Raw genomic sequence first — 22463 nt, 5'->3', positions numbered from 1 at the left:
TGTCCTCAACCCTGGGCCGACAACGCGAGAGGCGCAGCATGACCGACACCGTCTGGTGGAAGCGCGGGACCGTCTACCAAGTCTACCCCCGTTCCTTTCAAGACACGAATGGCGACGGTGTCGGCGATCTGCCGGGGATCACGGCGCGCCTGGATTACCTGGCCTGGCTTGGGGTCGACGCCGTGTGGATCTCGCCGGTCTACCCCTCGCCCATGGCGGATTTCGGCTACGACGTGGCCGATTACTGCGGGATCGACCCGCTGTTCGGCACGCTGGCCGATTTCGATGCGCTGATCGCCGAGGCCCACCGGCGCAAGCTGAAGGTGATCCTCGACTTCGTGCCGAACCATTCCTCGATCGTGCATCCGTGGTTCGCGGAGAGCCGGTCGTCGCGCACGAGCCCGAAGCGGGACTGGTACATCTGGCGCGATCCCGGCCCCGATGGCGGTCCGCCCAACAACTGGCTGTCGAATTTCGGCGGCCCGGCCTGGACCTTCGACGCGGCCACCGGCCAGTACTATTACCACGCCTTCCTGGCCGAGCAGCCGGACCTGAACTGGCGCAACCCCGCGGTGCGGGCGGCCATGCACGACGTGCTCCGCTTCTGGCTGGAGCGCGGGGTCGACGGGTTCCGGGTCGACGTGATCTGGCACCTGATGAAGGATGCGGGTTTCCGCGACAACCCGGCCAATCCCGACTACGCGCCGGGCGCGCCCGAGATCAACCGCTTCACCCAGGTCTACTCCGCCGACCGCCCGGAGGTGTTCGACGTGATCGCCGGAATGCGGGATGTGCTGCGCGGTTACGGCGAGCGGGTGCTGATCGGCGAGATCTACCTGCCGGTGGAGCGGCTGGTCGCCTATTACGGTCCGGACCTGACGGGCGCTGACCTGCCGTTCAATTTCCAACTGATCCAGACCCTGTGGCGGGCCGAGGCCGTGGCCGACCTCGTGGCGCAGTACGAGGCGGCCCTGCCCGAAGGCGGCTGGCCGAACTGGGTGCTGGGCAACCACGACCAGCCGCGCATCGCCGCCCGCGTCGGGGCCGATCAGGCCCGCATCGCCGCGATGCTGCTCCTGACCCTGCGGGGCACGCCGACCCTCTATTACGGCGACGAGATCGGGCTCGGCCACGTGCCGATCCCGCCAGAGCGCGCCCGCGACCCGTGGGAGCACAACGAGCCCGGGCACGGCCGCGATCCGGAGCGCACGCCGATGCAGTGGGACGACAGCCCGCAGGCGGGCTTCTCCACGGCCGAGCCCTGGCTGCCGCTGGCGGAGGACTGGGCGACCCGCAACGTCGAGAGCCAGCGCTCGGATCCGGGCTCGATGCTCACCTTGCACCGGCGGCTGCTCGGCCTGCGCCGCGACCACCCGGCGCTCGCCGTGGGCGGCTACCGAGCGGTGCCGGTGGGGATCGCCGAGGTGTTCGCCTACGAGCGCTTCGCCGATGGGGCCGTCCTGCGCGTGCTCCTGAACTTCGGCGCGGCGTCGCAGGATCTGCCGCTGCCCGAGGGCGGCTGGACCGTGCTGCTCTCGACCCGCGCAGGGCGTGCGGGCGAGACGGCCGACCTGACCCTGACGCTGGAACCTGCCGAGGGGGTGATCCTGCGCCGCGCCGGGTGAGCGGAGCCCGCTCCCGGCTTCGGCACCCGTCAGACCGGACACCGAATCAGTGTCCGGTGCGCGCCGCCCATCTGCCGGGAATCGGCGGGCAGGCCCCGTCCGGCGTGTCCGGTCGGCGACTTCTCCGGCTGAAGAGGCTCCTTCAAGAGCCGAATACCGCCGTTCCGTCGCGATTTTCTGCTGCAATGCGACATAGGTAAGTGACGCTTAATGCGCACGGTGGCGTATTTTGTGCGTCGCAGCGGAACCGTCGCGGCAGAGGAGCATTAGCCGTGGTTGAGATCGCGACAGCCGTGCCTGGCCGATCGTCTGCCAGACCGGGGCATTCCGCCCGGCCAGGATCAATGCTGATGCTCGATGCGCGCCGTGGTGGTTCCTTCGCCGAGTGGTCGTCCGGCGAAGAGGACGGCGGCGTTCCCGTATCGGTTCCGGCCCGTCCCGCCTCCCTGCGCCGCCGCATCCTCTACGCGACGCCCGAGATGGCCGATTTCGTGAAGACCGGCGGTCTCGGCGAGGTCTCGGCCGCCCTGCCCCGGGCCCTGGTGCCGCATTACGACATCCGCGTGCTGATCCCCGGCTATCGGCAGGTCCGCGCGGCGTTCCCCGAGATCCCGGTCATCGCCCGCCTCGAGGGCTTCGCGGGCGTCCCGGCCTGCGACCTCGGCCTCGTCGAGGCGGTCGACGGCCTGCGCATCTACGTCCTGCTCAGCCCCGACCTCTACGAGCGCGACGGCACGCCCTACGGCGACCAGCAGGGTGATTTCGGCGACAACGACCTGCGCTTCGCCCGCCTCAGCCTCGCGGCGGCCGAACTCACCGCCGGCATCGATCCCGACTGGGCGGCCGACCTCCTGCACCTCAACGACTGGCAGGCGGCCCTGGCCCCGGCTTATCTCGCCTGGCGCGGCCGGCGGGTTCCCAGCGTCCTGACGATCCACAACCTCGCCTACCAGGGCCTGTTTCCCCGGGACGCCCTGCCGCGGCTCGGCGTGCCGGAATCGGCCTTCCAGGTCGACGGCGCCGAGTTCTACGGGCAGCTCTCCTTCCTGAAGGCCGGCATCTTCTACGCCTCGCAGGTCACCACGGTGAGCGAGACCTACGCACGGGAGATCCAGACCGCCGAGATGGGCTGCGGCCTCGACGGGCTGCTGCGGACCCGCGCCGGCCAGGGCCGGCTCGCCGGCATCCTCAACGGCATCGACGAGACCTGGGACCCGAGCACCGACCCGCACCTCGCCACGCGCTTCGAGATCGACGACTGGAAGGGCAAGCGCGCCAATGCCGAAGCGGTGCGCCAGCAATTCGGCCTGGCCGTCTCCCGCGGGCCGCTCTTCGCCATCGTGTCGCGCCTCGTCCACCAGAAGGGCATCGACCTGAGCCTGCAGGCGGCCGAGGCCATCGTGGCCGAGGGCGGCCAGCTCGTGGTGATCGGCCAGGGCGAGGGCCGGTTCGAGCAGGCGCTCCGCGGCCTCGCCAAGCGCCATCCGGAGGCTGTCGGGGTCCATGTCGGCTTCGAGGAGGCGCAGGCCCGGCGGATGTTCGCCGGCAGCGACTTCCTGCTGATGCCCTCGCGCTTCGAGCCCTGCGGGCTGGCCCAGATGTACGCGCAGCGCTTCGGCTCCCTGCCGATCGTGCGCCGGACCGGGGGCCTGGCCGACACCGTCGAGGACGGGGTGACGGGTTTCACCTTCGGGGAGGCCTCGGCGGCGTCCTTCGGCGGGGCGGTCCGCCGGGCGCTGGAAGCCTTCGGCCAGAAGAAGCGCCTCAACGCCATGCGGCGGCGCGCCATGTCGGCCCGGTTCGGCTGGGACCAGGCCGCCGACAACTACGCCGGCCTCTACGGACGGGCGATCGGCAACAGCATCGCGCTGCGCTGGCGGGCCGCGTAGGGATTTTTCGCGGCCTTCCCCTCTGCGGGGCGGGTAAGCCGGTTCGGGTTCAGATCGTCTCTGCCAACGGCGCGGGAGCTTCCTCTCGCGCCGCTTCACTGCGCGCCGTCGTTCCGGGGCGCCGCAGGCGAGCCCAGACCCGCCGTCGGTGCAGATCTTGACGCGTCGGCGGGTCTGGATCCCGGGCTCCGCTGCGCGGCCCCGGGATGACGCGGTGACGCCTGGGCGGAGGCGAAAGTCTCCTCACCCCTCCAGCAGGAAGATCATCGTGGCGAGCGGCGGCAGGGTCAGCGACAGGCTCTGCTTCTGACCGTGGCTCGCCTGATCGTCGGTATGGCGGCCCCCCTGGTTGCCCAGGTTGGACCCACCGTAGACCCCGGCATCCGAGTTGAACGCCTCGCGATAAAAACCCGCCTGCGGCACGCCGATCCGGTAGCCCTCGCGCGGCACCGGCGTGAAGTTCGACACCACGATGGCGACCTCGCCGGGCTTCGCGCCCTTGCGGGCCCAGGCGATCACGCTGTTGTCCTGATCATCCGCCACGAGCCACTGGAAGCCGGTATGCTCGACGTCGCGGCTGTAGAGAGCCGGCGTTGAGACGTAGAGCCGGTTGAGATCGCGCACCACGCTCTGCACGCCCTTGTGCAGCGGGTCGTCGAGATGGTGCCAGTCCAGGCTGTGGTCGTGGTTCCACTCCCGCTCCTGGCCGAACTCGCCGCCCATGAACAGCAGCTTCTTGCCGGGATGCCCCCACATGAAGCCGTAATAGGCCCGGAGATTCGCGAATTTCTGCCAGCGGTCGCCCGGCATCTTGCCGAGCAGCGAGCCCTTCCCGTGCACGACCTCGTCGTGGGAGAGCGGCAGGATGAAATTCTCCGAGAAGGCGTAGAGCAGCCCGAAGGTCAGGTTGTGGTGGTGGTAGCGGCGGTGGATCGGATCCTCCTGCATGAAATGCAGGGTGTCGTGCATCCAGCCCATGTTCCACTTGAAGCCGAAGCCCAGGCCGCCCGTGTAGGTCGGGTGCGAGACGCCCGGCCAGGAGGTCGATTCCTCCGCGACCGTGATGGTCCCCGGCGCGTGGCTGTAGGTCGCCTCGTTGGTCTTGCGCAGGAAGTCGATGGCGTCGAGATTCTCGTTGCCGCCGTAGCGGTTCGGGATCCATTCGCCCTGGCGGCGGGAATAGTCGAGGTAGAGCATCGACGCCACGGCATCCACCCGCAGGCCGTCGAGGTGGTAGTGCTCCAGCCAGAACCGGGCGTTGGCGGCGAGGAAGGTCGCGACCTCGGTCCGCCCGAAATTGTAGATGTAGGTGCCCCAATCCTGGTGGAAGCCCTGGCGCGGGTCGGCGTGCTCGTAGAGGTGGGTGCCGTCGAACAGGCCGAGCCCGTGGGCGTCGAGCGGGAAGTGGCCCGGCACCCAATCGAGCAGCACGCCGATGCCGGCCTCGTGGGCCGCGTCCACGAAGGCGGCGAAGTCCTCGGGCGTGCCGAAGCGGCTGGTCGGCGCGAACAGTGAGACCGGCTGGTAGCCCCAGGACCCGTCGAACGGGAACTCGGTGATCGGCAGCATCTCAATATGGGTGAAGCCCATATCCTTGACGTAGGGGATCAGCCGCTCGGACAGTTCCCGGTAGGTGAGATAGCGGTTGCCCTCCTCGGGCACCCGCGCCCAGGAGCCGAGATGGACCTCGTAGACCGAGATCGCCGCGTGGCGCGGATCCTTGGCGCCGCGGGTGCTCATCCAGCCGGAATCGCGCCAGTCGAACTCGCCCGACCCGTGGGTGACCGAGGCGGTCTCCGGCGGGTGCTGGGCCGCGAAGGCGACCGGGTCGGCCTTGAGCGGGACTAGGGACCCGTCGGGCCCGCGGATCTCGAACTTGTAGCGCACGCCGGCCTTCAGGCCCGGCACGAACAGCTCCCAGATGCCGCCGTCCTGCCAGAGGCGCATCGGGTGGCGGCGCCCGTCCCAGTCGTTGAAGTCGCCGACCACGCTGACCTTGCGGGCATTCGGGGCCCAGACCGCGAAGCGGAAGCCGTCGATGCCGTCGAGCTGCCCCGATTGGGCGCCGAGCATCCGGTAGACCAGGTTGGTGCCGACCTCGCGCAGGGAGGCGACGTCATACTGCTCGATCGACGAGCCGAAGCCGTAGGGGTCGTAGCGGCGGCGCTTGGTGCCGTCCCAGGATTCGACCTCGATCTCGTAGAGCGGCCGGTGCTCGCCCGCGATCCGGGCGACGTAGAAGCCGTCCGGGTGACGCTTCTCGAACGGCACGGTGCGCCCGTCCATCACCAGGGCGGCGGCCCGGGCCTCGGGCAGCACGGCGCGCACCTCCCAGGCATTCGGCCCGACCCGATGGGGCCCGAGAACCGCGAACGGATCGCCGTGGCTGGCGGCCATCAGAGCGGCGATCGCGTCCGGGTGGACGCTCGGCGGCTGCCCGGCGGTGCCGGAGCCCGGGACATCCGCATGCCGCGCCGTCCCCGCCTCCGGTTCGGCCCGCGGTGCGAAGGTCTCGTCGATCGCCGTCATGCAGTTGCTCCGGGCTCGTGTCCGTCCGTGTCCAGAATGGTGAGAACCCCATGGGCAGGGATTTCGATCCAGTCCGGTCGGTTATTGGCCTCGTAATCGACTTCGTAGAGGGCCTTGGTCAGCAGGCAGAGGCGCAGCAGCCGCGCCCGCGTGTCTGGGTCGGTCACGGCCGCCCGGGACCCGTCCACGGCCGACTGGTAGCCGGTCAGGAACGCCGCCTCGATCATGCGCCGCCACGCGGCGGCGGCGCCCCGCGCCCGCTCCTCGCTGTCGCCGAACCGGGCGGCGATCTCGCGGGTCACCGTCTCGGCCCCGTACGCGAAGGAGCGCATCAGCCCGGCCACGTCGCGCAGCGGCATCGACTTGGCCCGGCGCTCGTCGGCCGGACGCGAGGGCTCGCCCTCGAAGTCGACGATGATCAGGTCGCTCTCGGCGACCAGCACCTGCCCGAGGTGGTAGTCGCCGTGGATGCGCGTCTTGTGGGCGCCGACCGGCGGCTCGGCGGTCAGCGCCGCGATCAAGGCCTCGACCTCGCTCGCCCGCCCCGCCAGCGCCGCGCAGGCCGGCTTGCCGACATCGAGGCCGCGCTCGGCCAGGCCCTTCAACGCCCGGAAGGCGCGCTCGGCCTGGTGGCGGGCGTCGCGCGCCAGCACCGCGAGATCGTCCGCGGTGAACGGCTCGGCCGCGAAGGCCGGATCGTCGGTCTCGATGGCGAGGGCCGCGTGCAGCTCGGCGGTGCGCCGCCCGAGCAGGTCGGCCCAGGGCCCGTGGGCCTGGAACGCCTCCGCGGGGGTCGCCGCCTCGCTCTCGGGGGTGAGCACCACGGTCTCGAAGTCCCGGCGCAGGCCCTCCCAGCATCAGCGTCCAGGCGTCGCCCTGGTTCATGACGAACTTCTGCAGCACCGCCAGCGCCGTGCGGGTGCCGTCCTCGGCCACGTGCTCCAGGGTACCGAGCAGGGCCGGCGTGTTGGCGAAGCCCGCCTGCTCGGTGAGGAAGCGCCCGACCTCGATCTCGGGATGGATGCCCGGCTGCAGACGGCGCAGCAGCTTGAGCATCATCTTCGAGCCGATGGCGATCGAGGTGTTGCTCTGCTCGGCCGAGAGCCGGCGGATGTCGGCCACGTCGACCGTGACCTCCGGGTCGAAGGCCGAGGTGGTGGCGAAGACCAGCCGCCCGCTCTCCGTGGGCAGCTCGGTGCCCCGCCGCATGTCCTCGATCAGGCTGGCCGCGAAGCTGTTGGAGCCGGCCGCGCCGTAGAGCAGGCCGGTGCGCGGGCCGCGCCGGACCCGGGCGACCGCGAAGGGAAGGAGCGCCTCGTCCTCGCGGCCCTCCTCGACGCCGACCGGCACGAAGTAGTCCTGGGTCTCGCCGTTGGCGAGCTGCACCTGCAGCCGCGGCAGCAGGAAGCGCGCGCTCCCGTCCCCGTCCTTCAGGGCGGCGCAGTCGATGACCTTCACGGCCCGGATCCGCGAGCCCTTGGCGCCGAACCAGCGCCGGCTCATCAGGAACGACGGCACCACGGTGCGCTCGAAGGCGACGCGCTCGCGGCCCGACATCAGGCTCTCGATGCCGCCGGTGAGCACCAGGGTGAACAGCTCCGGCGGCTCCTGCTGCGGGCCGACCACGCCGGAGCGCGCGGCGTTCAAGCTGAACCAGTAGAAGCCGTAGGACGGCAGGGTCAGCAGGTAGGGCAGATCGCCGATCGGCGGGAATTCGGTGCCGCCGGTCAATTCGATCGGCACCGCGGTGCGCAGTTCCGACAGGTCGAGCTGCACCGCCTGGGGCGCGCGCGACAGGTTCGCCACGCACAGGATCCGCTCGTCCTCGTGCTCGCGGATCCAGGCCAGGACCTTGCGGTTCGAGGGATACAGGAACTGGATCGTGCCGCGGCCGAGGGCGACGCTGTTGTTGCGGATCGCGATCATGCGCCGCGTCCAGTTGAGCAGGCTGGTCTGCGCCTGGGTCTGCGCCTCGACGTTGATCGCGTCGAAGCCGTAGATCGGGTCCTGGATCGCCGGCAGGAACAGCTTCTGGGGATTGGCCCGGGAGAAGCCGCCGTTGCGGTCGGGCGTCCACTGCATCGGCGTGCGCACGCCGTCGCGGTCGCCGAGATAGATGTTGTCGCCCATCCCGATCTCGTCGCCGTAATAGAGCACCGGCGTGCCGGGCATCGACAGGACGAGGGACTTCATCAGCTCGATCTTGCGCCGGTCGTTCTCGAGCAGCGGCGCGAGGCGGCGGCGGATGCCGAGATTGATCCGGGCCCGCCGCTCGGCGGCGTAGAACGACCAGAGGTAGTCACGTTCTTCGGCCGTGACCATCTCGAGCGTCAGCTCGTCGTGGTTGCGCAGGAAGATCGCCCACTGGCAGCCTTCCGGGATCTCCGGGGTCTGGCGCATGATGTCGGTGATCGGGTGCCGGTCCTCCCGGGCGATCGCCATGTACATCCGCGGCATCAGCGGGAAGTGGAACGCCATGTGGCATTCGTCGCCGTCGCCGAAATACTGCGCGGTCTCCTCCGGCCACTGGTTGGCCTCGGCCAGCAGCATCCGGTCGGGATAGCTGGCATCCAGCGCGGCGCGGATCTTCTTGATGACGTCGTGCGTCTCCTGAAGATTCTCGCAATTCGTGCCGTCGCGCTCGATCAGGTAGGGGATCGCGTCGAGCCGCAGCCCGTCGACGCCCATGTCGAGCCAGTAGCGCATGGTCGCGATGACCGCGTCCAGCACCTTCGGGTTGTCGAAGTTCAGGTCCGGCTGGTGGCTGTAGAACCGGTGCCAGAAATACTGCTTGGCGACCGGGTCCCAGGTCCAGTTCGAGGCCTCAGTGTCGAGGAAGATGATCCGCGTGTCCCGGTACGGCTCGTCGGTATCCGACCAGACGTAGAAGTCGCGCTCGGGCGAGCCGGGGGGCGCCTCCCGGGCGGCCTGGAACCAGGGGTGCTGGTCCGAGGTGTGATTGATCACGAGCTCGGTGATCACCCGCAGGCCGCGCTCGTGCGCCGCCGCCACGAAGGCCCTGAAATCCTCCATGGTCCCGTAGGACGGGTTGATGCCCTCGTAATCGGCGATGTCGTAGCCGTCGTCGCGGAGCGGCGAGGGGTAGAACGGCATCAGCCAGATCGCCGTGACGCCGAGGTCGCGCACGTAGTCGAGGCGCTGGGTCAGGCCCTCGAAATCGCCGATCCCGTCGTTGTTCGAATCGAAGAACGACTTGACGTGGATCTGGTAGATGATGGCGTCACGGTACCATTGCGGGTCGCTGCGATCGATCATCGCGTCGCTGCCTCATCGGTCGAAGGGACTGGGACCGGCGGTCGGGACCGGCCGGGGCGCGGGCGGTCGGCCGCGCGGGGCAATGGTCGGCGACGGGCGGGCCCGTCGCCGGGGTCAGGAGTCATGGTCGAGTGCCACGGGCGGCCTCAGCCCGCAACCCGCCGCGGCGCCCGCAGGCGCCAGATGACGCAGGATCGCTCGGCCGGATCGAGGGCGATGCGGTGGGACTTGCCCCGCAGCTCGAACCGGTAGCCCTGGAGCAGATCCTCGACCTCCACGGCGCCGTCGTCAGGCAGACCCAGCAGCCAGAGCGGCACCTCGTAGGTGCATTCCTGGCGGTTCTTCGGGTCGAGGTTGACCATGATGAAGACGCAGTTGTCCCGCTCTGGCGTCGTCTTCGCGTAGGCGATGATGTTGTCGTTCCAGGCGCCCGTGAAGGTGACGTTGCGGAAGTCCCAGAGGGCGGGATTCTCGCGCCGGATCGTGTTGAGCTTGACGATGTGCTCGCGGATGTTGCCGGGCCGGTCGTAATCCCAGGCCTTCAGCTCGTACTTCTCGGAGTTGAGATACTCCTCCTTGCCGGGATACGGCGCGGCCTCGCACAGCTCGAAGCCATTGTAGATGCCGTAGACCGACGACAGGGTCGCGGCGAGCGTGCCGCGGATCACGAAGCCGGCGCGGCCGCTGGTCTGGAGGAAGTACGGGTTGATGTCGGGCGTATTGGCGAAGAAGTTCGGGCGGTAATACTCGCCCATCTCGCCGGCCAGCTCGAGGGCGTAGTCGGTGAGTTCCTGCTTCGTGTTGCGCCACGTGAAGTAGGTGTAGCTCTGCTGGTAGCCGGCCTTGGCGAGCTTCTTCATCATCTTCGGCCGGGTGAAGGCCTCGGCGAGGAAGATCGCGTCCGGATACTGGCCGTTGACCTCGCCGATCACCCATTCCCAGAACGGGATCGGCTTGGTGTGCGGGTTGTCGACCCGGAAGATGCGCACGCCCCGGGCGCACCAGCCGAGCAGGATGTCGCGCAGCTCGATCCAGAGCGAGGGCAGGGCGCCGCCGTAGAAGTGGACGTTCGAGATGTCCTCGTACTTCTTCGGCGGGTTCTCGGCGAATTTCAGCGTGCCGTCGGGGCGCCACTCGAACCATTCCGGATGGTTCTTGATCCACGGATGGTCCGGCGAGCACTGGATCGCGAAGTCGAGGGCGATCTCCATCCCGTAGGCGTGGCTCGCCGCGACCAGCCGCTCGAAATCCGCGAGCGTGCCGAGGTCGGGATGCACGGCCTCGTGGCCGCCCTCCTCCGCGCCGACCGCGTAGACCGAGCCGACATCGCCGGGCTCGGCCTTGAGGGTGTTGTTCTTCCCCTTGCGGTTGGTCCGGCCCACCGGATGGATCGGCGTGAAGTAGAGGACGTCGAAGCCGAGTTCGCGGATCTCGGGCAGGCGCCGGATCACGTCGTCGAAGGTGCCGTGGCGGTTCACGTCCATCGACTGGGAGCGCGGGAAGATCTCGTACCAGGCGGAGAACCGGGCCGCGAGGCGGTCGGCGATCACCGGCAAGGTCACGGGATAGCGGGTCAGGTTCACCCGCTCGGCGTTCCGGCGCACGAGGCGCGCCGCGTCGGGGGCCAGGATCCGGTCGAGCTGGGCGGCCGAGCCCGTCTCCTCGGCGGCGAGCGCGGCCACGAGCGCGGCGAGCCGGTCGGCGTCGCGGCCGCCGCGGGTCCGGGCGAGGGAGGCGGCGGTCCCGACCAGAGCCACGCCCTCGATCGTCTCCAGGCGCACGTCGACGCCGGCGGCGCGCTTCTTCAGGGTGTCGCGCACCCAGGACGAGAAGGCGTCGCGCCACGCGATCAGGGTGAACTCGTAGCGGGCGTTCCGCTCCAGGGGGAAGTGCCCGGCCCAGCGGTCGTTGTCGACGAAGACCATCGGGTCCTCGCGCCACGCCTCGGTGCCGGCGACCCGCGACAGGATCGCGGCGTCGATGATCTCGTGGCCGTCGGAGAAGATGTCGGCCTCGACCCGCAGGGACTCGCCGACGATCCGCTTCACCGGCGAGCGGCCGCCGTCGATCTCAGGGCTGACCGCCTCGATCACCACCCGCCCCTCCCCGTCCGGGGTGCCGCGCGCGGGAAGCCGGGCGACCTGCTGGGCGCTGGCCGCGAGGATGCGGAGCTCGCCCGGCATCAGGTCGATGGCGCTGCCGGGATGGAACGCGATCGGCTCGGCCTCCGGGGTCCGGTCGACGAAGGCGCCGAGCATCCCGCCGGTGCGGGTGATGAGCGCCCCGGCCTCCACCGGCACCGGTCTTTCGGTCGGGTTGTAGAGCACGATCAGCCCGTGCTGGGCCGAGGCCGGGTGCCCGGTGTCGAAGCGGGCGAGCGCCACCAGATCGCTGTCGGGCGACGAGATCCGGATCTGCGCACCCTCGACATTGGCGGCCGGCAGCTCCGCCCGCAGGGCGTTGATCGCCCGCACGAAGCCGGAGATGTCGATGCCGGTCTCGTTCTCGCGGTCGCGCGGCGTGGTCTCGACCACGTGCAGCGCCCGGCGGTAGCCCCACTCGTAGCCGATCGGCATCAGGACGCCGGCCGAGAAGAATGCGGCGAGCGCGTAGCGCGTGCGCAGATGCTGCGCCACCGCCTCAGGGCCGCCGCCGATCTCGGCGGCGAGCCGCTTCATGTCGTGGTTTTCCGGGAAGGCGATCGAGGGGGCCAGCACCCGCAGGCGCTCGTACTGCTCGAGTGCCCAGGGCTTCTTCAGGTCCCACCACGCGAAGGAGTTGAACAGGTAGTCGAAGCCGGCGCCGGCCGTGGCCTTGGCCTCCTCGAAGGTGCAGCCGAGGGTCTCGGCGGCGAACAGGCAGGCGGGGTCGCGCTCCTTGGCTTCCCCGATCAGGACGCGCCAGGTCTCCGGCGGCACCTTGTAGGCGGCGTCACAGCGGAAGCCCGCGACGCCGAGCCCCTGCAGATGCGCCACGTAGGCGCCCCAGATCCGGGTCAGCTCGTCCCGGGCGGCGGGGGTGTGGTAGTCGAGCTCGGCCAGGTCGCCCCAGACGGTGCGGATCGACGGGTCGTCCGGATCGACGGCGGCCGGATGCATGATCGAGCCGTCGGGCTCCTTCATGAACAGGTCGGGCCGCTCGGTGGCGAGCCGCGCGTTGTCGGCGGTGTGGTTGATCACGAGGTCGGTCATCACCGACAGGCCCAGCGCCTCGGCGGCGGCGCAGAAGCGGCGGATCTGCTCGTCGTCGGGCGTGCCGTCAGGATCGCGGAACCGCTCGTCGAGGCGCTCGGGATCGGCGACCGCGTAGAGGCTCCGCGAGCCGCCGGTCTGGTGGAACGGGTTCAGGTAGATCCAGTCGAAGCCGAGCGCGGCGATCCGCGGCAGCTCGGCGGTCCAGTCCGCGACGCGCCCGACCAGGAGCGGGAACAGGTTGTAGATCCGCGGCCCCGCGGCACGGGGCGCCAGCGTGGCCGGCAGGACGGCCTCGGCCCCGGACGTCGCAGCGGCTTTGGTCGGTGCGTTCATGCTGGCTTCTGGCTCCCGTTCCTGTGTCGTAACGCCCGAACCGCGCGGGTGTGCCGCGTGATCCGGCCTGTCTTGTCTCAGCAGACTTGCGTGACAGGGCTGCGGAGGCGGCCCGCGAAGAAGCGCCCGGACTGCCGTCGTCCTTGCGAGCGGAGCGAAGCCATCCAGCAGCGCCACGCTGATTCAGGTCGTGCGGCCCTGGGTCGCTTCGCTGCGCGCGATGACGGCGCGGTCACGGCTCCCGCCGCAGCACCGCGTAGGGCAGGTCGCGCAGGAGATCGCCGAGATCGGCCCCCTCCCCGCCACTCTCGACGATCCGCCCCGAGACGAGGTGCCGCCAGCGGGTTCCCGGCCCGAGATCGACCCGGGTGCCCGCGAAGGCTTCGCCGGACCAGCCCGCCTCGCCGACCAGACCCGCGAAGAGACGCGGCACCGCGACGAACAGGTCGCCGCCCTCCTGGCCGGGATCGGTCCGCCGGTAGGCGATGACGTGGACGGCCCGGGAACCCGTCGCGTCCACGGGCTCGTAGGCGGCGCTGGCGTAGAAGTCCGGCCGCTCGGCCCGCTCGGCGAGCAGCCGCGTCAGCGTCGCCTGCTTGACCCGCCCGTCCGGCCAGTGGCCCAGCAGCTCCGCGGGCGCCCCGCCCTCTTCCAGCATCCGCTCCAGGGCCGGGTAGTCCACCGGGCGGCGGTTGTCGGGATCGACGAAGGAGAAATCCCAGATCTCCGTGCCCTGGTAGGTGTCGGGCAGGCCCGGCAGGGTGCATTTCAGGACCGTCCGGCCGAGGCTCGCCAGCATGCCGAGATGGGCGAGCCGTCGGGCGAAGGGCCGGATTTCGCTCAGGAAATCCGACCCCGGGGCGATCAGCGCCGTGAACAGCCGCCTGACCGCGCCCTCGTAGACCTCGTCGACGTTGACCCAGCTCGACCGGCGCTTGCCCTCCCGCATGGCCTTCTCGCCGTAGGCGATCAGCCGGTCCCGGAAATCCGCGATCGCCCCGGCCTCGTCCCGCTCCAGAAGCTCCAGTGGCCAGGCGCCCAGGATCGCCTGGAAGAACATCCACTGGTCGTTGGCGTCCGGGGCCGGCTCGCCGTCGATCCGGGCGAGGTGCGGGCCGGCGACCCGCTGCCACAAGTCCCAGGCCTTGGCCCATTCCTCGGGGATCTCCGAAAGGGCGAGCAGCCGCGTGCGGGCATCCTCGCCCCGCTTGGTGTCGTGGGTCGCGGTGGTGATCATGGCGCTCGGCCAGTCCCGGGCGCGGGCGATCTGCAGATCGTGGAAGTGCTCCGCGTCGATCCCGTACTCGCCCGGATCGCCGCCGACCTCGTTGAGGCCCAGGAGACAGGCGTAGCGGTAGAACAGCGTGTCCTCCAGGCTCTTGGCCATGACCGGGCCGGTGAGCTGCTGGAACCGGCGGCGGAAGCGCAGCACCACCCGCGGGTCCGGCCGGCCGGGGCCCGCCGTCTCGACCCGACCGAGCAGGACGTCGGCGGCGAAGTCGTGGACCGAGCGGTCCGGCAGGCTCGACCAGCGCTTGGCCTTGGCGACGGCGCCCTCGATCAGGCGGACATCCTCGGGCTCGACCTCGCCCTCCTCCAGATCCGACGGCAGGTAGCTCCGGTAGGTCGGGAAGCGCGCGATGATCTCGATCAGCGCCCGGCGCAGGGCGTTGACGGTGAAGTCGCGGGTGCGCCGGTCGGCGTCCGCGACCTCCTTGAGGTCGGTGGTCAGCACCTCCAGCTCGCTCGCGAAGCTGATCTCGAGGATCTCGGCCTTGGCGGCGCGGAGCTGGAAGCCGTAGGGCTCGTCGAACCCCGTGGCCCAGGTGTAGAGCCGCTCGATTTTCCCGCGCCGGCCCTTGTCGACGAGAATGCCGTCGAGCTGGTTGAGCACGTCGTAGCCCGTGGTCCCGGCCACCGGCCAGGGCCGCAGCCGCTCGCCCGGCTCCAGGATCTTCTCGACGACGACGTAGAAGCCCGGTCCGACAGCCGCCTGGAGCGCCCTTGCGTAGCCCAGCGGGTCGGCGAGGCCGTCGATATGGTCGATGCGCAGGCCGTCGATCCGGCCCTCGCGGACGTGCCGGAACACGGTCTCGTGGGAGCGGTGGAAGATGTCCGACAGCTCGACCCGCAGGCCGGCGAGCGAGTTCACGTCGAAGAAGCGGCGGTAGTTGATGTCGCTCGACGCCACCCGCCAGTGGGCCAGCCGGTAGGCCTGCGCCTCCAGCAGCCGGTGCAACGGCCCGAAGCTGTCCGGGCGGCCTTTGAAGCCGTTGAGCAGCGCCAGCGTGCTGGCGGTGGCCTCCTGGATCAGCGGCGACACGCCGTAGATCTCGGCGAGCCGGCGCTTCAGCCCCTCGGCCTCCTCAGGGAAGCCTTTGCGGCGGGTCTCGTCGGTATCGATCGACATCGCCCGCAGCCGCTCGGAGATGGCGAGCAGTTCCGCGGTGGTGTCGTCGTCCACCGCCCCGATCGCGGCGATCACCCGGTTGAGGATGGTCGGGTAGCTCAAGGGGCGGATCGGCAGCTGGTGCTCGTAGTGCCAGACGCTGAAGGCGCCCTTCTCGGGGTCGAACTTCAATTCCAGCGTGCCCTTCTCCAGGGCCTCGCCGTAGCGGTCGCCGAGGAATGGGATCACGAGGTTGCGCCCGGCCCCGAGCCGCTGCCAGTCGATGTCGAAGGCGTCGGCGAAGGGCGACAGGGAGCCCCATTCGAGCACCGAGAGCCACCACGGATTGTCGGAGCCGCCGACGCCCATGTGGTTCGGGACGATGTCGAGCAGCAGCTTGATCCCGTGGGCGTGGAGCGTCTCGGAGAGCGCGATGAAGCCCTCCTCGCCGCCGAGCTCCGGGTTGATCGCGCCGTGATCGACGATGTCGTAGCCGTGGGTCGAGCCGGGCCGCGCCTTCTGGAGCGGCGAGGCGTAGACGTGGCTGATCCCGAGCCGGTGCAGGTAGGGGACGATCCGGCCCGCATCCGCGAAGGTGAAGTCCTTGTGGAACTGCAGCCGGTAGGTCGCGCGCGGCGGCGGCGCGGCGAGCCGCGCGGCGCCCGAGCGCGGGCCCCGCGCCTCGGCCGAGAGGGACGCCGCGAGCTTCGCCAGCGGCCCGCCGGGGGCGGCGATGTCCGCCAGGTCCCGGTCGAGCTTGCGCCGCCAGTTCGGGTAGCCCTCGGTCGAGCCCGGCACGTTGGCCTGGGCGAGTTCCGAGACCACGTCCTCGTACTGGACGGCGGTGAGCATCGAGGGCGCGCGGGCGAGGTAGCGGGCGGCGGCTTCGAAGGGCGCGGAATCCGGCGGCTCGGCGGAGGGCAGCAGCTGTTCGGCCGCCAACGCCTCGGCGAGGCGGCGGCGCTCGACGACGCGCTCGCTCCGCTCGGTCTCGGCCCGCTCCTGGTCGTAGAGGCCGAGCGACTGGCGGGTGTCGGTGTCGACCCCGCGCCACCAGCCGACGAAGGTCGGCAGGTCGTGGGTGGTGATGGCGGTGAGCGCGTCTCGCGGGTAGGCCGAGGGCGGCTTGAACCGGCCGTCGGCCTCGCGCTCGAAGGCGAGGATCCGGTAGCTCAGCACCCCGGCCCGCATCAGCGCGTCGGAGAAGCCCTCGGGCGCGGTGCCGAGGTCTTCCGCGATCACCAGGCATTTGTTGCGGTGGCTCTCCAGCCGCAGCACCGCCAGCATCGGCTCGAACGGCATGGCCACGTAGGCGCCGGCTTGGGCCCCCGCGCCCAGCGGGATCAGGAACAGGCGGGCGAGCTGGAAGGCGTGGTCGATCCGGATCGCGCCGGCGTGGCGCATGTTGGCCTGCACCAGCGCCCGGAAGGCCGCGAGCCCGTCGCGCTCCATCGCCAGCGGGTCGAAGGCCGGCAGGCCCCAGTTCTGGCCCTTCGGTGCCAGCAGGTCCGGCGGCGCGCCGATCGAGACCTTGTCGGCGAAGCGCTCCGGATGCGACCAGATCTCGGAGCCGCCTCGGTCGGCGCCAACCGCGAGGTCGCGGTAGAGCCCGACCCGCATGCCGGCACCGAGCGCCGCCGCGGAGGCCTCGGCGAGCTGTCGGTCGGCGAGGTATTGCAGCCACGCGTGGTAGCCGACCAGCTCGGCATTCTCCGCCGCGAAGGCCCGCACCGCCTCCGTGCCGGCCCGGCGATAATCCTCCGGCCAGTCGCCCAGCCAGTGGGCGCCCTGCTGCCGGAAATGCTCGGACAGCGCCTCGAACACGGCGTGCGACTCGAGATCCTCGCCGCCCTCCTGACGGAAGCGCTCGAAACCCGCATCGGTCCCGGCCCGGGCCGGCGACTCCGCCCAGAGCGCCCGGAGCACCGGGTCGAGCACGTCATGCACGCCCTGGTGATCGACGAGGGCGGCCTCGCGCAGGGCCCGGATCGCGTCTTCCCGCTCGGCGAGCAGCGCCTCGGCCCGGGATCCGGCAAGCCCCGGCAGGCTGCGTGGCGCGATGAACAGGGTCTCCAGGAACAGGCGCGAGGAGGGCGAGTAGGGCGAGATCTTGGTCCGGTCTGATCCGAACAGGGCGTGGACCGGGCTGAGCCCCAGGAACGCCGCGCCGCGCAGGGCGGCCTCGCGGGCGGCCTCGCCGGCATCCGCGTAGGTGCCGATGCCGATATTGCTGCCCGAGCGCAGGCCGTAGAGCTGGGCGGCCATGCCCCAGTCCGAAGCCCCCTCCTCCGTGTAGGGGCGCGGGCGCCAGCAGCGCTGGGGCGCGGCGATCACCCAGGCTTCTGTGCGGGTCTGCCCGGCCTGGACGGTCAGGCGATGGTAGCCCGGCGTCAGCGGCGGCAGCTCGAAGCCCGGCTCGGACCCTTGCGGGTTGGCCCTGCCCTCCCGGGCCGTGCCGCGCTCGTCCACGAGGCGCCAGACCAGGGTATGGGGTGCACCGTCCTGCAGGCGCACCGGCACCCGGGCGGCCCGGCGGGCCTCCACGGGCAGGAGCGGCGGGATCAGGCCGCGGCGCAGGCGCTCGACCTCGGCGAGGCTCCCGGCGATCGCCGCCTCATCCTCCACCGCGAAGCCCAGGGCCGCGAGCAGGCCACGGCGCACCTCCAGGGACGTCTCGACGGGCTTGCCGAAGGCATCGGTATAGCCGCCGGCCACGCCGACGAGGTCGGCCAGCTGTTCCAAGGCACTCACGTTCAAGGCGCTCACGAGCGGGCCTCCGTCAGGAACACGCCCGCCCAGGAGGGCAACTCGCGTCCGGCCCTGTCCGGGGCGTTGGTCCAGACCACCCGGGCACCGCCCGGATCCAGCGCGAAGGGTGCGTCGCCGACATTGGCGACGAACCGCAGGGTGCCGGCGCCGAAGCGCCACGTGCAATCGACCACGTCGGCCCGCGGCAGGGTGGCGGCGGCGCCCTCGTAGCCGGACTTCGCCAGCGGCACGACGACGTCGCGGCGCAGGCCGAGGAGCCGGGTCGTCTCGGTCAGCACCTCGCGGTGGGGCGAGCGCTCTCGCTCGGACCAGTCGAGCTTGGAGGCCTCGAAGGTCTCGCGCTCGGTCGGATCCGGGATCTTCGAGGTGTCGTCCGCGAACGCCGCGAAGCTCTTGAACTCCCGGCGGCGGCCATCGCGCACCGCCTTGTTCAGGTCCTCGTCCGGCGCGAAGTCGACGAAGAACAGGAACGGCGCCGAGGCCGACCATTCCTCGCCCATCCAGAGCATCGGGATCTGCGGCGCCAGCAGGAAGCCGGCCCGGGCGAGGTCGAGCTTTTTCGGGTCTGCCAGATGGTTGAGCCGTTCGCCGAGCGCCCGGTTGCCGACCTGATCGTGGTTCTGCAGGAAGGTCACGAAGGCCGAGGGCGGCAGGTGCCCGGAAGGCTCGCCGCGCGGGTGGTTGTCGAGCGTGGCAAAGGGCTCGCCCTGATAGGCAAACCCCTCCGCGAGGCAGCGAGCGAGGTGTTCGACCGGCTTGTCGGCAAAGCTCTTATAGTAGCCGGCATCCTCGCCCGTGAGCAGGACATGCCAGCAATGGTGCAGGTCGTCGGCCCACTGGGCGTCGTGCATCTTCGGGCGCCCGGCGGCGTCCCGCTCCAGCCAGCGGGCCTGGTTGGCCTCGTTCTCCAGCATCAGGTGGATCTGGCGGTCCGGGAAGGTCTTGCGGACCGTCTCGCCGAGCTCGGCCAGGAAGTGGCGCGGCGAATCGTCGAGGATGGCGTGGACGGCGTCGAAGCGCAGGCCGTCGAAGCGGTACTCCTCCAGCCAGTACAGGGCGTTCTGGATGAAGAACTGGCGCACGGTGGCGCCGCTCTCCTTGCCGTCGAAGTTGATGCCCGCGCCCCACGGCGTCTGGTGGCGCTCGGTGAAGAACGTCTTGGCGTAGGCGTGGAGGTAATTCCCGGCCGGGCCGAAGTGATTGTAGACCGCGTCGAGATAGACCATCAGGCCGAGCCCGTGGGCGGTGTCGATCAGGCGCTTGAGGTCGTCCGGGCGGCCATAGGCGCCGTCCGGCGCGTAGGGCTGGACGCCGTCGTAGCCCCAGTTGCGCGAGCCCTTGAAGTCGGCGAGCGGGAGCAGCTCGATGGCGGTGACACCCAGCGCCTTGAGGTCGGGCAGCCGGGCCTGCAGGCCGGCATAGGTGCCCTCCGGCGTCGCGGTGCCGACATGGCACTCGTAGATCACCGCCTCCTCGAAGGGCCGCCCGGTCCAGCCCGCGTCGGACCATTCGAAGCTGCGCGGGTCGATCACCTCGCTCAGGCCCGACACGTCGTCGGGCTGGAAGCGCGAGGCGGGGTCGGGGGCCACGAGGTCGCCGTCGATGCGGAAGCCGTAGCGGGCGCCGGGCTTCACGCCGGGCAGGGCGGTGCGCCGCCAGCCGCCGCCGGATTCGGGCAGCGGGTGGTCGATACCGTCGACGACGAGGTCGACGCTCTGGGCGGTGGGCGCCCAGAGGGCGAAGCGCACCCCGCCCCCGACCATCTCGGCCCCGAATTCCATGCTGTGGGCGCGCCGCATCGGGCCACATTCCTCGTCGTTGGTCGCGCGCACCGGGGCACAAGCGCAGCAGGGTCATCTGTCGTGGGAGAAGGCCCCGGGCTCGATCCGGTTCCCGCACCGCAGCTATGGCGGGCGCGAGGTGTGGCAATGGGGGGACGGATGCCCGTGCGTCTCCCGCCCCCACAGAGGGGGATGGAGAGATGCGGGGGGCCGCTCGCGCTCAATCGTCACTGGAGACGTGTGAGGCCGGTAATCTGCGAGGAAGGGCAGACCGGGATCCGGCCGTCACCCTTATCGGTGAACGATCGTCGACGTCGTCAGCCGTCCTTGTGCCGGACATTCAAGCGCGCGCTTTGGATCCACAGATCGCCGCAAACCGCGAGAAACATTACGCATTCGGCCTCGGATGCCGAGGGTGCGGTCGGAGCCGATCCCGGTCTGGTCGATTCTTTGCCAGGACGGCGCCAGCATCGAGACCATCAGGCCATGGCGCGACAGATGCACGATCTGAAGACGAGAGCCCGTCCTACCGCTCCGGCACCCACCCGGTCCGGCTCCCGTTCTCCGTCCCCGCGGCGGTGAGCACCAGGACCGTGCGGCCCGGCAGCGGCACGGCGGCCCCCGCTTCGTAGGCCGGGGCGTCCGGCGGCAGCGCGCCGTCCGGCTCGCCCGCGTCGAAGACCGGCCTCCAGGGACCGCCGATCACCGGGGCGAGGTGGAACGTGAGAGGCCCCGCCCCGGCGTTGAACAGCATCAGGAGGCGGTCCCCCGGGCCGCCATCGTTGCCGATCTGCATGCCGAACACCTGGAGCCCGTCGTCGGACCAGTGGCGCCCCTCCATCTCGGTGCCCTCGGGGGCGAGCCAGTGCACGTCGCGCAGGGGCTCGTCCGGGTCGATCAGCGCGCCGGTGAAGAAGCGCTTTCGCCGCAGGGCCGGCTGGGCGTGGCGCAGGGCCAGGAGGTTGGCGACGAAATCCGTGAGCCTGGGATCGGGATCGGTGCTCCAGTCCATCCAACTCGTCGGGTTGTCCTGGGCGTAGGCGTTGTTGTTGCCGCCCTGGCTGCGGGAGCGCTCGTCGCCCATCAGCAGCATCGGCACACCCTGGGCCAGCATCACGGTGGCCAGCATGTTGCGCTTCTGGCGGGCGCGCAAGGCCAAGATCGCGGGATCGTCGGTGTCGCCCTCGACGCCGTAGTTGCGGCTGACGTTGTGGTTATGGCCGTCGCGGTTGTCCTCGCCGTTGGCCTCGTTGTGCTTCTCCTCGTACGCCACCGTGTCGGCCAGCGTGTAGCCGTCGTGGCTGGCGATGAAGTTGACGCTGGCGAGCGGCGAGCGCCCCGATGGCGCGAACACCTCGCGCGAGCCGGTCAGGCCCTGCGTGACCTTGGCGAGCGTGCCGGGATCGCCCTTCCAGAAGCCCCGTGTGGCGTCGCGGAACTTGTCGTTCCACTCGCTCCAGCCGCGCGGGTAGCCGCCGAGCTGGTAGCCGCCCTCCCCGATGTCCCAGGGCTCCGCCACCATCTTGACCCGGGCCAGGACCGGGTCCTGCGCCACCGCCTGGAAGAAGGCCGCCTGCGGGGTGAAGGCGAACGGGGCGCGCCCGAGGCTCGAGGCGAGGTCGAAGCGGAAGCCCGCGATGCCATAGGCGGTGACCCAGTGGCGCAGGGAATCGAGCACCAGCTGCATCACTCGCGGGTGGCTCGCGTCGAAGGTGTTGCCGCAGCCGGTGCAATCGAGATTGCGGCGCGGATCGGCGGGGTCCAGCTTGTAGTAGCTGGCATTGTCGATGCCGCGGAACGACAGGGTCGGGCCGGTGTGGTCTCCCTCGGCGGTGTGGTTGTAGACCACGTCGAGCCAGGTCTCGATCCCGGCGGCGTTCAGCTCCCGGATCGCCGCCTTCAGGCCGCCGAGGCCGCCCTCGCCCAGGTAGCGCGGGTCCGGCGCGAAGTAGCCGACGGGCTGATACCCCCAGAAATTGACCAGCCCCTTCTCGACCAGGAAGCGGTCGTCCGCGAAGGCCTGGATCGGCAGCAGTTCCAGGGCGGTGACGCCGAGCTTCACGAGATGCGCGATGATCGCCGGGTGGGCGAGCGCCGCGTAGGTGCCGCGCTCCGCCTCGGGGATGTCGGGATGGGTGCGGGTCAGCGCCTTGACGTGCGCCTCGTACACCACCGTTTCGGCGAGCGGCCGGCGCACCGGAGCCAGCGCGAGGTCGGGCACCTCCGGGGCGGTGACCACGCATTTGGGCATGTAGACCGCGCTGTCGCGCCGGTCGATGCGGTCTTCCCGGCCCCGGCGGTGCCCGTAGAGCGCGTCGTGCCAGCGGATCTTTCCGCGGATCTCCCGCGCATAGGGGTCGAGCACCAGCTTCGAGGCGTTGAACCGGTGCCCGTTCGCCGGATCCCAGGGCCCGTGCACCCGGTAACCGTAGAGCTGGCCCGGCAGCACCCCGCGCAGGTAGCCGTGCCAGACGTCGTCGGTCCGGCAGGGCAGCCGGACCGTGCGGGTCTCGTGCCGCTCTCCCGGCTCGAACAGGCAGATGTCGACCGCGGTGGCGTGCTCGGAGAACAGGGCGAAGTTGACGCCGCGCCCGTCGAAATGCGCGCCGAGCGGCGCCGGCACCCCGTCGTCGACGGCGATCATGCGCAGCGTCCGGTCACACGGAGGGCGGCGGGCG

At 70.6% G+C, this 22463-nt stretch carries 7 protein-coding genes and 1 pseudogene; 2 read left to right on the top strand and 6 right to left on the bottom strand.

The window, feature by feature from the left end:
* The first annotated feature begins 38 nt into the window (after window positions 1–38).
* Entirely contained in the window at window positions 39–1625 is a 1587-nt protein-coding gene (locus ABIE45_RS18915; protein ID WP_192709424.1) for an alpha-amylase family glycosyl hydrolase, read from the top strand.
* Window positions 1626–1975: 350 nt separating this feature from the next.
* Complete coding sequence (glgA, locus tag ABIE45_RS18910; RefSeq protein ID WP_192709423.1) at window positions 1976–3514, top strand: glycogen synthase GlgA; 1539 nt, start codon at window positions 1976–1978, stop codon at window positions 3512–3514.
* Between the two features lie 243 nt (window positions 3515–3757).
* Here the strand turns inward: glgA and glgB are convergent, their stop codons facing one another.
* From glgB to glgX, 6 genes and pseudogenes are all read right to left on the bottom strand, one after another.
* Window positions 3758–6043: a 1,4-alpha-glucan branching protein GlgB gene (glgB, locus tag ABIE45_RS18905; RefSeq protein WP_192709422.1), complete on the bottom strand. Its 2286-nt coding sequence runs from the start codon at window positions 6041–6043 to the stop codon at window positions 3758–3760.
* Window positions 6040–9319, bottom strand: a pseudogene (gene treS, locus ABIE45_RS18900) (maltose alpha-D-glucosyltransferase). The gene glgB and the pseudogene treS overlap by 4 nt, the downstream one beginning before the upstream one ends.
* 146 nt (window positions 9320–9465) lie before the next feature.
* Entirely contained in the window at window positions 9466–12846 is a 3381-nt protein-coding gene (locus ABIE45_RS18895) for a maltotransferase domain-containing protein (RefSeq protein ID WP_192709420.1), read from the bottom strand.
* 232 nt (window positions 12847–13078) lie between these two features.
* Window positions 13079–17986, bottom strand: a complete 4908-nt coding sequence (locus ABIE45_RS18890; RefSeq protein ID WP_192709554.1) for a malto-oligosyltrehalose synthase — start codon at window positions 17984–17986, stop codon at window positions 13079–13081.
* Between the two features lie 11 nt (window positions 17987–17997).
* Window positions 17998–19803 (bottom strand): malto-oligosyltrehalose trehalohydrolase, encoded by a 1806-nt coding sequence (gene treZ / locus ABIE45_RS18885; RefSeq protein WP_192709419.1) that lies wholly within the window; start codon window positions 19801–19803, stop codon window positions 17998–18000.
* 508 nt (window positions 19804–20311) lie between these two features.
* Window positions 20312–22429: a glycogen debranching protein GlgX gene (gene glgX, locus ABIE45_RS18880; protein WP_192709418.1), complete on the bottom strand. Its 2118-nt coding sequence runs from the start codon at window positions 22427–22429 to the stop codon at window positions 20312–20314.
* Window positions 22430–22463 lie beyond the last annotated feature (34 nt).

It is taken from the genome of Methylobacterium sp. OAE515 (assembly GCF_041806315.1).
Taxonomy (GTDB): domain Bacteria; phylum Pseudomonadota; class Alphaproteobacteria; order Rhizobiales; family Beijerinckiaceae; genus Methylobacterium; species Methylobacterium tardum.
Note: the sequence above shows the minus strand (reverse complement) of the source record. Positions and strands in the feature narration are given on the sequence as shown.